Consider the following 14,052-nt stretch of genomic DNA (forward strand, 5'->3'; position numbering starts at 1 on the left):
TGGATCAGCGGGCGGCGGTGTGCGGGGGCCGCGGGAACGCGTGGCTGCGGCCCCGGTGTCGGGGCAGGCCGAACCGGTAGAAGTCGTAGTGGGTCAGGGGCTTCGCAGTCCTGGCCTGCCGGTCGACGGTCAGGCCGGAGCGGTAGAGGCCGTAGGCGACCCGGCGCTCGGCGGCCGCCGCGAGCTCCTCCCGCAGCGGGCCCTCGCGCAGTGCCGCCTGTCGGCCGAGCAGGTCCTCCACCACGGCCAGGGCTCCGGCGGTGTCGCCGTGGTTCAACCGCTGGCGCACGTCGTCCAGTTCGGCCGGATCGCGGTGCGCCTGGTCGATCGCGCGCAGGCAGGGCAGCGGGGTGCCGGACAGCGCGGCCAGCAGCTCCTCGCGGCGCAGCTGTTCCGGGTCGTGGTCGAGTGCGGTCAGCACCCCGTCGACCACGGCGATCCGGTGCCGGGCGCCCCGGCACTCCACCAGCCGTTGCCCGGCGGGTGGTCGGTCCTCCTGCCGGGGTCGGTGGCCGGGTGCCAGCGCGGCCGCGACCAGTGGGTGCAGCCGGTCGGCGTCGAGCTCGCCGCTGTGCAGCAGGTCGAGGTCGGGCGGTACCCAGGTCGCCGCGTCGGGCAGCAGTGGCAGCGCCCGGACGTCCCCGACCGCCGCTTCGGCGTGGCCGTCGGTCCCGAGCACCAGCCGCTCGCCGCGCCCGAGCCGTACTGCGACGGGCCCGGGCGGGAGCCCCTCGGCGTGCAGCAGCAGCTCGGCCTCGGCGGCCCAGCGGTCGACGGCCCGACGCAGCCCGTGGGGCCCGACTCCGCTGTGCGGTGGCCCAGTTGGCGGGAGGGAGCCGGCTCGCGCCGCCAACTCCCCGCTGCGGTCCGCGTCCCACAGGTGCCGGTGCAGGTCGAGCCGGTACCGGCGGCTGGGGCGCGGATGGGGGTGCGGGGCCGGGCCGGGATCCGAACCGTCCCAGAGCGCCAGGCCGATCCGCTGCCCGTACTCCGCCCAGGCGGGCGGCGTCCGGACGACGAGGTGCAGCGGCCGTTCGCCCGGATAGCGGGCGAGCGGTACGGTCAGACCGGCGCGCAGCAGTCCGGCGGGGGCGGTGCGCGGCAGGTGCCAGCGCAGCAGGTCCGGCGCCAGGCGACGCAGGTCCTCACGTACCCGTTCGGCCAGTGCGTGCCCGTGGGCGTGCGCGACGTCCCGCAGGCGGAAGTCGACCTCGACGTTGGCGGCGGCGCAGGCCCCGGCCCAGTCACCGGCGAGTCGGCGCGCGGTGGCGGTTTCGATCATGGAGGGCGGCACGGCGTACTCGCGTACGCGCCGCCAGAAGGAGAAGCGGGAGTCATCCTCGTTCGCGGTGTGAGTGAGCATCAGCACTCACCTTTGGCGAACGGGACCTCCGATCCGAGAGCAGCGAAAGTGTTCATCGCCGGGGAGCATAGCGCCCGCCCTCGCCGTCGCGCCACAGCTTTTCGTCACGGCTCCGGTGCGGGTCCGTCCTGCCGGTGTGCGTCCGCCGGTCCGCTCAGGAACCGCTGGAGGGCAGGTCAAGGGCGGTGGTCCGGCTGGCCGATTTCGTCCCCCTTCGCCCTCGGGTTGGTCGCGGTGCCGGCGGTCGGCGGCGCAGACTGGTCGGTACACGGCAGTTCCGACACCAGGGGGCGGCATGGCCTTACCAGCCTTTGGGCGTAGTGGAGTTGGACGGCGGGCGGGTGGGCGGCTCCGGGCGGTGGTCGGCGCGCTCGCCGTCGCCGCGCTGGCGGCGGGTGCGGTGGTCGCGGTGCCGGCCGACACCGCGGAGGCTGCCGGTCCCTCCGGGGGCAAGGGCGGCGCCAAGGTCGTCTACCTCACCTTCGACGACGGCCCCAGCCCGGCCTACACCCCGAGGATCCTCTCGATCCTCGACCGCTACGGAGTCCGCGCGACCTTCTTCGAGCTCGGCGAGAACGTCGCCGCCCACCCCTCGCTCACCGCCCAGGTCGCCCGGCAGGGCCACAGCGTGCAGAACCACTCCTGGTCGCACCCGGACCTGCGCCGGCTCTCCGGCTCCTCCTTCAACTCCCAGGTCGGCGACACCGACCGGGCCATCCGTGCCCGGGCGGGGCACACCCCGACGTGCCTGCGCCCGCCGTACGGGGCGGTCAACGGCACGGTGCGCTCCCGGGCGGCGGCGCTCGGCAAGCAGGTCGTGCTCTGGTCGGTCGACCCGGCCGACTGGTCCCGGCCGGGCGCGGCGGCGATCCGGTCGCGGGTGCTGGACAACGTCCGCCCCGGTTCGGTGATCCTGCTCCACGACGGCGGCGGGGACCGCAGTCAGACCGCGGCGGCCCTGCCGACGATCCTGTCCACCCTCAAGGCGCGCGGGTACCGCTTCGCGACGCTCTGCTGACCGGGCGGGGCCCGGGCCGGCCGGGCCCGGCCCCGCCGAATAATGAGTTGCTCGCGGGCCGATCCTCGACCACGATCACCCGCATGGACTTTTAACAGCTGCCACGTAGCACCAGCGAACCCTGTCGCGCGATCGACCTCGGAGCCTGACGGCTCGGTACCGAGGCGATGACGCGCGCCCACGTGTGCATCCGTCATCCCGGGAGCGCCCGCGATCCGCCCTGCCCTGCCCTGCTCCGGCCCGTCACGGTCGGGGCCGCGCGGGGGCGGGGCCCGTGGGGCGTTCCCGCAGAGTCCTGAGAGCAACCACCACCATGAATACCGACCGCAAGGCCCACTGGGCCGTGCGTGAGTCCGCGCTGCCCACCGTCGTCCGTCCCTGCCCGGACTGCCCCGGCACCCGGCACCGTCCCTCGGGGAAGATCCGCGTCAACGCCAGCGGGAAGCTGCTGGACGTCTGGCTGCTGCTGAGCTGCGCGGGCTGCGACCGGACCTCGAAGGTGCCCGTCCACGAACGCGCCCACGTCTCCTCGCTCGACCCGGCCCGACTGGTGGCCTACGAGACCAACGACGCCGCCGTGGTCCGGGAGTTGACGACGAGCGCCTCGCTCGCCGCCCGGAACGGCTACCGCCTCGACTGGACCGGCACCTGGGAGCTGGAGGTCCGGACGCCCCTGCACCTGCTCGACGACCCGACGCCGCTCACCGTCCTGGTCGGCTTCGAACTGCCCGTGCCGGTCCGGGTCGAGCGGCTGCTGATGCTCGGGCTCGGCCTCAGCCGCACCGCCGTACGGCGGATGGTCGCGGACGGGCGGATCCAGCTGCCGCCAGCCCTGACGCCGACGGCCAAGGCGCACCGGGACTTCGAACTCACCCTCCAGCGGCCCGCTTCGGTCCGGGCCGCTTCGGTCCGGGCCGCTTCGGTCGAGGTCGCTTCGGTCGAGGTCGCTTCGGTCGAGGTCGCTGGGGGAGAGGCCGCCGCGCTGGTTCCGACCGTCGTACCGGCCCGGATCGCCACGGCCACGGACCTGGTCCGCCCGAGGGTGTCCCGTACAGCGCGGCGCCAGCCCCTCGTGACGCAGGTCGCGGGCGCGTAAGGAGGGGAACCGCCGTGCCTCCCGTGCGGCCCACCGGCGGGCGATCCGCCGGTGGGCCGCACGGGAGTCCGGCCAGGTCGGTCCGGGGCGGTCCAGGTCAACGGGCCGCTCAGCGCTGCCCGTTGAGGACCAGCGCCCAGGCGAGGCAGCACAGTGCGGCCGTGCACAGCAGCGCGCGCAGCACGTTGAAGCGCACCCAGCGCGCCTCGAAGCGGGTGCGCACCGCCGCCGGGTCGGCGAGCCGCTGCGGTGCCCCGGCCTTCTCCAGCTCGTCGTTCAGCGGGATGTTGACCACACGGGTGATCCCGATCGCCGCCGCGTACAGCACCAGGGCGGCGATCGTGGCGGGCAGCGCGGGGTGACCGTCCGAGGGCAGGTGCAGGGCGACCGCGGCGGCCGTGCTGAGCAGGGCGCCGACGAAGCCGAGCACGAACCAGCCGTTCAGGATCGCCACGTTGACCCGCTGCATGACCTCGATGAACGTCCGGTCCTCGACCCGCGCGAGCGCCGGCATCACCGAGCACGCGTAGGCGTAGAACAGCCCGGCGGTCAGTCCGCAGGTGACGGTGGCCGCCACCAGGGCGAGTGTGCGCGCCGATTCCATTCTCCCAGCCCCCTGCTCGGTCGTGCCGCTCGTGCTCTTTCTACACCAGCTCGACCGCTCAGGAGTCCTTCACGTGACGAGACGTCACATCATCTCCGGCGCCGACCTGACCATCGGCAGTCCGAACATCGACAGGCAGGGAGTCAGCCCGCTGACCGAGACGGGGACGCGCGCCCGCGCCTGCCAGGCGTCACGGGTCAGCCGCAGCCGTCTGTTCGTCACGGGCCGGCCGCGGACCACATGGCGGTCGATGCCGTCGAGCTCATAACCGTGCCTCCGGGACACGGCGAAGGAGGCGGCATTGTCCTCGAAGGCTCCCGACGTCGCCTCCAGCGCGTCCAGGCCCGCGAAGGCCAGGTGCAGGACGGCGGCGCGCATCTCGGTGCCGACGCGTCGCTGCTGTGGGTGTGGCTGGGCCCGCCTCGTGCCGCTGGTGGTGGCGGTGCGGGGCGGGCCCGGGGGTGGTGCTGTGTGGGGTTAGTTGAGGGCGGCGAGGGCGGCTTCGTAGTCGGGTTCTTCGGCGATCTCGGCGACGAGTTCGGTGTGGAGGACGGTGTCGTTCTCGTCGAGGACGACGACGGCGCGGGCGGTGAGGCCGGCGAGGGGGCCGTTGTTGATGGCGACGCCGTAGGTGTCGTGGAAGTCGCGGCCGCGCAGGGTGGAGAGGGTCTTGACGTTGTCGAGGCCTTCGGCGCCGCAGAAGCGGGCCTGGGCGAACGGCAGGTCGGCGGAGATGCAGAGGACGACGGTGTTGTCGAGCGCGCCGGCCTTGGCGTTGAAGGTGCGCACCGAGGTGGCGCAGGTGGGGGTGTCGATGCTGGGGAAGATGTTGAGGACCTTGCGGCGGCCGGCGAAGTCCTGGAGCGAGGTGTCCGCGAGGCCCTCGCCGACCAGCGTGAACGCGGGGGCCTGGGTGCCGGCGGCGGGCAGCGCGCCGCCGATCTCGACCGGGTTCCCCTTGAGCGTGACCTGAGCCATGAAAAGCCTCCTACCAGCGGTGTACGACTGACAACGCCGACGATCCTACTGCCCGCACCCCGCCCCCGACGCGGGGTGACCGAGGAACGGACACCCACCCGCCCGGCGCCGCGGGCGTCGGCCTGGTCCTGTGCCGGTCCTGGCCCTGGTCCTGTTTCCCGGTCCTGGGGCCGGTGGGCGGGTCTGTGCGATGCTGACGGGACGGCAGACGGCCGGTGGGACAGCGGGAGGGGCGAATGGCCGAGGGCGGCGGGAGCGGGTTCGACGTGGTGCGGCGCGGCTACGAACGCGCGGAGGTGGACGCCTACTTGGCCCTGGCAGCCTCCCAGCGCCCGGACGTCCCGCGTTTCACCATCGCCCGGCGCGGCTACGACCGGGCCCAGGTCGACCGCGCGCTGGCCGCCGGACACCCCGCCGGCGCCGGTGCTCCTGCCACTGCCACTGCCAGTGCCACCGCTGCGGTGCCGGTGGACGCGGTCGCCCGCCGGGGGTTCGACCTGGTGCGCTGGGGCTACGAGCGGTCCGAGGTGGATGCGTACCTGGCGTCGGCGTCCGCGCCGGGGCGGCGTGCGGGTGGGCCGCGGTTTCGCGTCGTGCGACGCGGTTACGACCCCGCACAGGTCGACCGGGGTAGCGGCGGGAGCGGTGCCGGTGTTCGCCCCGGCGTGGCGCGGCTACGACCCGGCCCAGGTGGACGCCCACCTGGCGCAGGCCTCGAACCGGCACCCGGCGGCCGCGGTGTTCGCGGTGTTCGCGGTGGTGCCCCGGGGCTACCGGCGTGCGCAGGTGGACGGTTATCTGGAGGCGTACGGTCCGGGCGCGGTGGCGTCGGCCTGAGGACCGCCGGGCGGGGGCGGGGCAGGCCGAGGAGGTCAGGGTCCTGGCCGGGTGCCGGGGTCATCCGGTGGCCGTCCGCCACCGGCGGTTGCGGAAAATAGGTGACGTTCCGTCAGTTCCTCGTGGTCTACTGCGTGCCAGGTTCGTTCGCGCACAAGTCACCCCGAGGAGTGGACTGTTCGATGAGCGCCGTATGCCCGGGTTGCGCCGCCGGGGAGCACGCCCTGCCCGTGCCCGAGGCCCTGGAGGACGTGGCCGCGGCCGCCGTGGACCCACCGGCGGCCGCCCACCTGGCCCCGCCGCCCGCGCCGGGGCCCGCGCCCGTACGGGAGAGTGCGGCGGTGGCCGTACTGGTGGTGCTGGCGGCGCTGTGGCTGCTGCTGGGGGTGCTTGCCATGCTGCGTCCGGATCCGGACCTGGGCCGTCACGACGACGTCTACCGGGCGGGCTACCTGTTGGGCGGCTTGGTCGGCCCGGCGCTGCTGACGGCCGCAGCCCTGGTGGTGCGCACCGTCTCCCGGCGGCGCGCTCGGCGGCGGGAGGAGGAGCGGCTACGGGTCCAGCACGCGCGCTGGCAGGACCTGGTGCAGCGGTGGCGGTGCGGCTGGTGGTGCCGGCGCTGCCGGGCGGCGTTCTTCCCGGCCGGTGTGCTGCACCCGGGCAGTCCGCCCTCGCCCGCGCTGGCGGCGCAGCACTATCCGGCCTGGGTGCTGGGCGCCGGCGTCCCGGGGGCGCGGGGGGAGGGTGGCCAGGTGCTCTCGTAGTGGGCCAGGCGGATGGGAACTACCGGAGACCGGTCGCAGTCCGGACCAGGTCGGCGACGGCTCTGGACCGAAGGTGCGGCGGCCAGGCGATCACGGTGGTGACCTTCGGCGCGTCCAGCACGGGTACGGCGGCGAGGTCACCGTGCAGTTGGGTTCGGCACGACTCCGGCGAGACCGCGCAGGCACGGCCGAGGGCGACGAGCTGCAACAACTGCGCGTGGTCGCGGACCTGCGGCCCGGGGCCGGGCGGGTAGGAGCCGTCGGGGCCGGGCCAGCGCGGCAGGGGCAGGCCGGGCAGCCCGGTGATGTCGGCCATGTGCACGTGGGTCCGGACGGTGAGCGGATGCCCGGCCGGGAGGACCACCACCTGGCCCTCCGTGCTGAGCTCTTCGGTGTGGAACCCGGCCGTCGAGTCGAAGGGCCGGTGCAGCAGCGCCACGTCGGCCCGGCCCTGGCGCAGGAGTCGTTCCTGCTCGCCCGGGCCGCACAGGATGACGTCGACGGGGACCGCGCCGGGTTCGGCGGCGTACGCGTCCAGGAGTTCCGCCAGCAGTTCACGGGACGCGCTGGCCTTGGTAACCAATACCAGGCCGGGACGGCCGGTCGGGGGAAGGGCGGCGCGGCGGGTCCGGCGCTCGGCCGCTTCGACCGCGTCGAGAGCCGCCCGGCCCTCGGCCAGCAGCACCGCGCCGGCTTCGGTCAGCGTGACGCTGCGGCTGGTCCGATCCAGCAGCGTTGCCCCGAGCCGGCGTTCGAGCTGCTGGATCGCCCGCGACAGGGGCGGCTGTGCGATCCCGAGCCGCTGCGCGGCCCGCCCGAAGTTCAACTCCTCGGCGACAGCGACGAAGTAGCGCAGTTCCCTGGTCTCCATCCGGCCACGGTACTCCGGATCGATACCTGACAGGTATCGTTGCCCACCCGATCGGTCTTGGACCCCCGCCGGGGTCCGAGAGCAGCATGGTCTCCATGAGCGAACGAACGATTGCGCTGGTCACCGGCGCGAACAAGGGAATCGGCTACGAGATCGCCGCAGGCCTCGGCGCCCTCGGCTGGAGCGTCGGCGTCGGCGCCCGCGACGACAAGCGTCGCCAGGCCGCGGTGGAGCGACTGCGCGCGGCCGGCGTCGACGCGTTCGGCGTACCGCTGGACGTGACCGACGACGCGAGCGCGACAGCCGCCGCACAACTGGTCGAGGAACAGGCCGGGCGCCTCGACGTGCTCGTCAACAACGCCGCCATCACCGGCGGCATGCCCCAGGAGCCCACCCGCGTCGACCTCGCCACCATCCGCGCGGTCGTGGAGACCAACGTCATCGGCGTCATCCGCGTCACCAATGCGATGCTGCCGCTGCTGCGCCGCTCTGCCTCACCGCGGATCGTGAACATGTCCAGCAGTGTCGGCTCCCTCACCCGGCAGTCCGGGACCGGCGGTGAGCTGACCACGGGGCCGGTGGCCGTGGCGTACTCGCCCTCGAAGACGTTCCTGAACGCCGTCACCGTCCAGTACGCCCGGGAGCTGAGCGGCACGAACATCCTGATCAACGCGGGCTGCCCCGGCTACGTCGCGACCGACCTCAACGGCTTCCGGGGCGTGCGCACCCCCGAACAGGGCGCGGCCATCGCCATCAAGCTCGCGACCCTGCCCGACGACGGCCCGACGGGCCAGTTCTTCGAGGACGCCGGCGTAGTGCCCTGGTGACGTGCACGGCGGTCATCACCCCCGCGCAGCCACCAGGGTGGAGGCCGCTTCGCCCACGCGCGCCGATCAGTGTCCGGCCGGTGTCGACTGCCCTGCCGGTGCCGACCGTCCGGCCGGTGCTGGCCGCCCTGCCGGTGCCGACCGTCCGATCGGCCAACGCGGTCCGTCCGGGCCGCCCTGCCACGCCCACTGGGAGTCGAGGGTGACGGTGATGCCGTAGTCGTACCGGTCCGGGCGGCCGAGTTCCTCCCACTCGGACCGGGCGGCCGTCACCTCGTCGCCGATGCGGCGCGGCCCGCCCTGGTACAGCAGCACGGAGCCGTCGCCGCGCGCGGTGAACGCGGCCCACGACCGGTCGCCGTCGTGGATCCAGGCGTTGACGCCGTCCTCGTCCCGGCCGGTGAGCAGCGTCGCGTCCGGTACGGCCACGCGCAGGGCGAAGCGCAGGTCCCAGTCGCTCTCCAACGGGCCCAGGTCGTACGCCGGCAGCAGGCGCTCCGTGTCCGGTTCGGCCGTACCGCGCACCGCGGTGTAGGCGGCGTGGCCGACCGGTCCCGGGGCGGGGGCGGTGCGGTCGGCCATGAACTGGGCGAGGCCCTGGACCCAGCCGGTCGCGCTCTTGCCGTCGTCGGCGACGGTGAGGGCGACGTGCCCCAACAGGCCCCAGGGATAGACGATCCGGCCGCCCGGCCGTACCGCCTCCACCCAGGCCCACGGGACGGCCTCCACCGCGTAGGTGGCGTGGATCCGGTCGACCGGCACCCCGCCGGGCACCCCGCCGCCGGTCGCGTCGCCGGTCACCACCTCGACGGTGAGGCCGGCGGCCGCCAGGCGGCGGCGGGCGGCGGCGGCCAGGTGCTCGTCCAACTCGCTGGAGACCACCAGCCCGGGACCGACCCGCCACGCGGCCAGTGCCGCCGTCCACCCCTGCCCGGTGCCGATGTCCCACACCCGGTGGCCGGGCTCCGGGCGGAGGCTGTCCAGCATGTCCGCCACGACGGACGGCGCCGACAGCGACGAGGACGGCAGGCCGCCGTGGACCTGGGTGACGGCCGCGTCGTGGACGCCGGCGAACAGTTCGTCCGCCCAGCCCCGCCGGTCCGTCGTACGGTCGAGCGGCAGGTAGGCCCGGCCGTCCCAGCGCCACAGCCGGTCCGGTGCGAACCGGTCCCGCGGCACCGCCGCCATGGCCTCGCGCACCCACGGGGACGCGGCCGGCCACGCCCCGTCGCGCTCCATCACCGCGTCCAGGCGCGTCCGGCGGCCCGCCAGGTCCTCGTCGTCCGGCATCGTGCCCTACTTGCGCCGCGTGCCGGTGCCCGGCGGAGGGGGCGGGACCTGCCCGTCCCTGTTCCCGGGCGGCGGGGTTGCCGTTCCGGGGTCCGGCGCCGGCTTCTCGTGCTTGCCCATGCGGATTCCCTTCGGTCGCGGAGGGGACACGGTCGGCCGCTCATCCTGGCCCACCCCGGTGCCGCACGGTAGTGGGCGCGCGGGAGCGCCCACGGGGCGCGCGCCACGGCGCCGCGCCCGCCACGGGCCCCTCGTTCGCCCCGGAAGGGGGGGGTCCGACCGGCCCGTTCGGCGTCCCTGTCCGTGGGCTTCCGAGCTCAGAATAGGGTGGGCTCGGCCCCGCCGAGCCCCGGAAGGGCGTCCTGCCAGACGACGGCGTCGGCCAGCGGCACCTGCCTCATGCTGCCTTCGCAGAGGATGAGGGAGCGACGGTCCCGCTTGTGGTCATGGATCACGCCGTAGCCGGCACGGCGGGTCGGCATGAGGGCTACCGGCCGCTCGCAGGCCGGGCATTGAACTCTCGGGGCACGCATACGCACAGGTTGCCCGGTACCACTGACATCGACCAGGGTTGCGCGGATGCGGGCAGAGGTCCTCCTCGTCCTCCTCCTCGTCCTCCTCCTCGTCCTCTTCCCGTCACCGGCGGCGGACCGGCGTTCCCGCGCGGTCAATGCTGTCGCGCGATGTCCCCGTTCGGGTGAATGCCCGAAGTCCCCTGCTCGGACAGGGTGGTGTCGGCAGTACTCACAGGGGGTGACGAGCAGCCCCTCCCGGTGCTGCCTGCGGAAAGGACGGACAATGCGCGTATCACGTGCGGCCCTTGCCCTGGTTCTCGCGACCGCCACGGCGCTGGTACCGCCCCTGCTGGCGCCCGCCCCGGCGGTCGCCGCCGAGACCTGTCACGGCAACGCCTGCGACGGCCTGAGCCCGAAGGCGACGGGCTGCGCGGCGGACGCGCAGACGATTCCCGGCACCGCGGTCCCTCCGGGACATGCCGAGGCTGTGCACGCGTGGCTGCGCTATTCCAAGAAGTGCCATGCCGTCTGGGCACAGGCCGACCAGTCGAACGGCTGGGGCTTCCGACTGCAGACCAGCAAGGTCTCCTACGACGGGACGACCGTCATGTCAGGTCCGACCTACACCGCCATGAGCGGCGCGGACCAGCGCCACCGCGTCGGCCTCCAGGACGCCGGCGACGGCCAGTGGACGTACGGAGTCTGGCGCACGGGGGGTGTGTGACCACCCGTCCCGAAACCCGCGTCGCGCCAAGACCGGTGGGGCCCGACCGGGTCCAACGCCGCAACCCGGTCGGGAGGATTCCGTGCCGCTGCCCCGCTTGCCCAGCCTGCTCGCCGTGATGACGCACCCCGACGACGAGTCGCTCGTGGCCGGAGGCGTACTCGCACAGCACGCGGCTGCCGGAGCCCGTACCACCGTCGTCACCGCGACCTGGGAACAAGGGACGCAGCGCGCACGGGAGTTGGCCGAGGCGGCCCAGCTCCTCGGAGCGGGCGAGCCCCGGCTGCTCGGATGGGCCGACCACCGCGTCCCCGCGTCAGCCCCCGGGCGGACGCGGCTGTGCGACGCGCCGCTGGACGTGGTGGTCGGACAACTTGTCAGGATCCTGCGCGAGGTTCGGCCCGAGATCGTCGTCACGCACGACTCCCACGGTGGACTGACCGGACACCCCGATCACGTGCACACCCACCGCGCCACGCTGCTCGCCGTCCAGGCGGCCGCACTCCGGCACGCCTACCCCGATGCCGGCGACCCCTGGCAGCCCCGAGCCCTCTACTGCGCGACCCACCCGGACTCCGCCGTCGGCGACCTGGGCCCGCTGCTGACCGGGGTGAGCAAGACGGTCCTCAGCGTTCCCGACGAGCACATCACCGCGACCGTCGACGTCCGCCCCTGGCTGACCCAGAAATGGTCCGCGGTGCTCGCCCACGCGAGCCAGGTCGGCCGGGAGCGCCCGCTGCCGGGCCTGCTGTCCCGCCTGAGCCCGGACGCCCGAGAACGGATCATCGCCACCGAGTACTTCACCCGCCTCGACATCCGCCCCACGCCGGGAACGCTCCACGAGCTGACACCCTGACCGGGCCGGCTCTGACGCTCCGCCGGGACAGGCCCCAGACGCCCGCAAGCAGGCCCGGACACCCGAACGGGGTTCGGGGCGAGAACCGCGTGACCTCCGCAGAACGCAGCACCGAATCCGCCGAACCACAGCGCTGACCCCCGCAGGTGCGGTGAGGGACCCTTCGCGAACTGCAGCGATGGAGTGGCTTCGCCCGTTCCTGACCGATGGCCCAGTAGCCATCGCTCGTGAGTCGCAGGGCTGTTGAGGCGCCAAGGAGCGATGGACATCGTGCCACGGGGGCGTGTCTGCGGACCGGGAGAGCGTCCGGCGGGCCCGTTTGTCGGTGGTGACCACTACGTTCATCACCACAAGCGCCGCCGCCGTGTTTGCGGCGCGCTGTCCCCCCCAAACCCATTGGAGATGGTGTGCTTCTGCCTGCCTGGGAAGGTTCGAGTACGGTCCGGGTGGTTCCGCCCGCCCGGCCCCGCAAGCTCGCCAAGGTGCCGTTCGTGCAGTTGGCGGACGGTCGCTTGCAGGGTGTCGTGTCCAGCGGCTCGGACATCGGCCGGGTCTACGTGTCGGCCGTCGAGGCCGGTTCCTTCGCGTTCTCGTGCAGCACCAACAACAACCGTCCCTGCGGCGGCGCCCGGGGCAGCTACTGCAAGCACCTGGAGGCGCTGGTCGGCGAGGCCGTGGTGCAGTTCGGCGGCGACCGCGTCGCCCGTTACCTGCGGGTGGACCCGGGCACGGCGGAGGCCACCGCCCCGGTCATCACCGGTGCCATGACCGCCACCCGCCCGGCGAAGGCCGCCGAGTCCCCTGCGGCGGCGGTGTTCACCCGGTTCCTGAACCACCTGGAGTACCTGGAGTTCGAGCCGGTGACCACTCCGCTGCCGGACATGCACTGGTTCCCGACCACCCGGACGGCGGTGGCGTGATGCGCACCGACCTCCTCCACGCGCCGGTCGACGGCCTCGACGAGGCGCTCGCCGTCGTCGACGCCTTCGACCGGGCGATGTCCGACGGTCTGATGCGGCCCCGGCCCGCCCAGGCGCAGGCGCTGGCCGAGCTCGCCGGGGCCGTCGCCGACTCGCCGCTGGCCGCTCTCGTCGCCGAGGCCGCCGAGAAGGCGGCCGCCGGCACTGCGGACGAGCACCACCTGCTCGCCCTGGCCGCCGCCCGCACCGCTCTGCTGGGCGCGGCCCACGACGCGCTCCACGGCGTGGTGGCCGAGGCGACCGGCCGCCCCACCACCCCGTGGACGGTGCCCGCCGCGGGCCCGGCCGGTTCGTCGAACGTGCTCACCGCCGCCCGCGCCTGGCTGGCGGACCTGGCCCGGGCCGGCTGGCTCGGCATGGACCACGATCTCGTGTCGGCCTCGGCGCAGGTCGTCTCCGCGATGCTCCCGGACCCGCGGCTGCGCCGCTTGGCGGTGCTGCTGGACGGGTTCGCGGGCGAACTCGCCGCGTCCTGCCCGGGAGCGAGCCTGGAACGCGTGCCGGTCCGCCGCTGGGCCGACCTGTGGTCGCGGGCGGTGCTGCTGACGACTCCCGGGGCGTGCTCCGTCCCTGACCCGCAGCCGGTCAGCGGACGGCTGCTGCCGCTCGGTGTCGACCTGCACGAGCACGCGACGGCCGCGCAGGCCCAGGTCCATGCCGTGTTCGAGCCGGCGGACGGTTCGGTGCCCCGCCTGGTCCGGGCGTCGGTGTCGGTCCCGAAGCCGGACAGCGTCCTGGGCGCCGGGGTCTGGCAGTTGCTGCGGCCCCGGATGTCGCTCCTCGCGGCGGCGGGGGAGGGCCGCGCCATGACGGTGACGGACATGCCGCTCACCGCCGAGGGCGACCTGCTGTGGAGCGACGACCTCGCCCGCACCGCGGCCGAGGCCGACCCGTTCGCCACCGCCCGGGTCGTGCTGCCCACTGCCGTGGGCGCGCCGGTCGCGCCGCTGGAGCGCCACCCGGTCCGCCTGGCCGAACCGGTCTTCCTGGAGGGCTACACCGCCAGGGAGCAGGACGGGGTGCTGACCTTCGACCTTGCCGGCCACCCGCTCGCGGTCGACACCGACCGCATCCCGGCGGCCGGCCCGCTCACGCCGCAGGCAGTGGCCGCGTCCACCGCGTGCATCGGCCTGCTGCGCTGGGACGCCGGGGCCTTCGTCCTCCAGCCGCTCGCCGTCGAAACCACCGTCAAGCGCCGGGCGGTGGGCCTGCACGCCGGTGCGTGGGCGGGCGGCACCACCGACAAGAGCGGCGCCAAGGCCGAGACCGCCGCCACCGAGACGGTGACCGTGCTGCGCGAGCGCGCCGGCAAGCTGCTGCGGAAGTGAC

General features: G+C 74.2%; 15 protein-coding genes. 9 read left to right on the plus strand and 6 right to left on the minus strand.

Annotation, left to right across the window (positions count from 1 at the left end):
- Window positions 1–4: 4 nt before the first annotated feature.
- The gene (locus tag ACZ4W5_RS15470; protein ID WP_465654910.1) at window positions 5–1,363 is read right to left on the minus strand and encodes a hypothetical protein; all 1,359 of its coding nucleotides are present in this window, start codon (window positions 1,361–1,363) and stop codon (window positions 5–7) included.
- A 358-nt stretch (window positions 1,364–1,721) separates the two neighbouring features.
- Between ACZ4W5_RS15470 and ACZ4W5_RS15475 the strand changes: the two genes are divergently transcribed.
- A complete protein-coding gene (locus ACZ4W5_RS15475; protein WP_465654911.1) occupies window positions 1,722–2,381 on the plus strand; it encodes a polysaccharide deacetylase family protein in 660 nt (219 codons plus the stop codon).
- Between the two features lie 313 nt (window positions 2,382–2,694).
- A complete protein-coding gene (locus ACZ4W5_RS15480; protein ID WP_465654913.1) occupies window positions 2,695–3,477 on the plus strand; it encodes a DUF1062 domain-containing protein in 783 nt (260 codons plus the stop codon).
- Between the two features lie 109 nt (window positions 3,478–3,586).
- On the opposite strand, the gene ACZ4W5_RS15485 is transcribed toward ACZ4W5_RS15480, so the two are convergent.
- The 3 genes from ACZ4W5_RS15485 to tpx all read right to left on the minus strand — a co-directional run bounded on the left by ACZ4W5_RS15485 (window position 3,587) and on the right by tpx (window position 5,059).
- Entirely contained in the window at window positions 3,587–4,081 is a 495-nt protein-coding gene (locus tag ACZ4W5_RS15485; protein WP_465654915.1) for an anthrone oxygenase family protein, read from the minus strand.
- Between the two features lie 84 nt (window positions 4,082–4,165).
- Complete coding sequence (locus ACZ4W5_RS15490) at window positions 4,166–4,459, minus strand: GNAT family N-acetyltransferase (protein ID WP_465654917.1); 294 nt, start codon at window positions 4,457–4,459, stop codon at window positions 4,166–4,168.
- A 99-nt stretch (window positions 4,460–4,558) separates the two neighbouring features.
- Window positions 4,559–5,059, minus strand: coding sequence for a thiol peroxidase (gene tpx / locus ACZ4W5_RS15495; RefSeq protein WP_360229407.1), 501 nt, complete (start codon window positions 5,057–5,059; stop codon window positions 4,559–4,561).
- 651 nt (window positions 5,060–5,710) lie between these two features.
- On the opposite strand from tpx, the gene ACZ4W5_RS15500 reads away from it, so the two are divergent.
- Both ACZ4W5_RS15500 and ACZ4W5_RS15505 read left to right on the plus strand, forming a co-directional pair.
- Window positions 5,711–5,896, plus strand: coding sequence for a DivIVA domain-containing protein (locus ACZ4W5_RS15500; RefSeq protein WP_465654919.1), 186 nt, complete (start codon window positions 5,711–5,713; stop codon window positions 5,894–5,896).
- 182 nt (window positions 5,897–6,078) lie between these two features.
- Window positions 6,079–6,660 carry a hypothetical protein gene (locus tag ACZ4W5_RS15505; RefSeq protein ID WP_465654920.1) on the plus strand — a complete coding sequence of 194 codons (582 nt, stop codon included), beginning with the start codon at window positions 6,079–6,081 and terminating at the stop codon, window positions 6,658–6,660.
- A gap of 19 nt (window positions 6,661–6,679) precedes the next feature.
- Here the strand turns inward: ACZ4W5_RS15505 and ACZ4W5_RS15510 are convergent, their stop codons facing one another.
- The gene (locus ACZ4W5_RS15510; RefSeq protein WP_465654922.1) at window positions 6,680–7,531 is read right to left on the minus strand and encodes a LysR family transcriptional regulator; all 852 of its coding nucleotides are present in this window, start codon (window positions 7,529–7,531) and stop codon (window positions 6,680–6,682) included.
- Window positions 7,532–7,626: 95 nt separating this feature from the next.
- Between ACZ4W5_RS15510 and ACZ4W5_RS15515 the strand changes: the two genes are divergently transcribed.
- The gene (locus ACZ4W5_RS15515) at window positions 7,627–8,358 is read left to right on the plus strand and encodes an SDR family oxidoreductase (protein WP_465654924.1); all 732 of its coding nucleotides are present in this window, start codon (window positions 7,627–7,629) and stop codon (window positions 8,356–8,358) included.
- A 66-nt stretch (window positions 8,359–8,424) separates the two neighbouring features.
- Here ACZ4W5_RS15515 and ACZ4W5_RS15520 read toward each other — a convergent pair whose 3' ends face one another.
- Window positions 8,425–9,648, minus strand: coding sequence for a methyltransferase domain-containing protein (locus ACZ4W5_RS15520; protein WP_465654925.1), 1,224 nt, complete (start codon window positions 9,646–9,648; stop codon window positions 8,425–8,427).
- A 798-nt stretch (window positions 9,649–10,446) separates the two neighbouring features.
- Between ACZ4W5_RS15520 and ACZ4W5_RS15525 the strand changes: the two genes are divergently transcribed.
- The 4 genes from ACZ4W5_RS15525 to ACZ4W5_RS15540 all read left to right on the plus strand — a co-directional run bounded on the left by ACZ4W5_RS15525 (window position 10,447) and on the right by ACZ4W5_RS15540 (window position 14,051).
- Window positions 10,447–10,887 carry a DUF2690 domain-containing protein gene (locus ACZ4W5_RS15525; protein WP_465654927.1) on the plus strand — a complete coding sequence of 147 codons (441 nt, stop codon included), beginning with the start codon at window positions 10,447–10,449 and terminating at the stop codon, window positions 10,885–10,887.
- Between the two features lie 118 nt (window positions 10,888–11,005).
- The gene (locus tag ACZ4W5_RS15530) at window positions 11,006–11,743 is read left to right on the plus strand and encodes a PIG-L deacetylase family protein (RefSeq protein WP_465654967.1); all 738 of its coding nucleotides are present in this window, start codon (window positions 11,006–11,008) and stop codon (window positions 11,741–11,743) included.
- A 413-nt stretch (window positions 11,744–12,156) separates the two neighbouring features.
- Window positions 12,157–12,663 carry a hypothetical protein gene (locus ACZ4W5_RS15535; protein WP_465654969.1) on the plus strand — a complete coding sequence of 169 codons (507 nt, stop codon included), beginning with the start codon at window positions 12,157–12,159 and terminating at the stop codon, window positions 12,661–12,663.
- Entirely contained in the window at window positions 12,663–14,051 is a 1,389-nt protein-coding gene (locus ACZ4W5_RS15540; RefSeq protein WP_465654929.1) for a hypothetical protein, read from the plus strand. The genes ACZ4W5_RS15535 and ACZ4W5_RS15540 overlap by 1 nt, the downstream gene beginning before the upstream one ends.
- The last annotated feature ends 1 nt before the right edge of the window (window position 14,052 follow it).

Source organism: Kitasatospora sp. NPDC029367 (assembly GCF_055569135.1).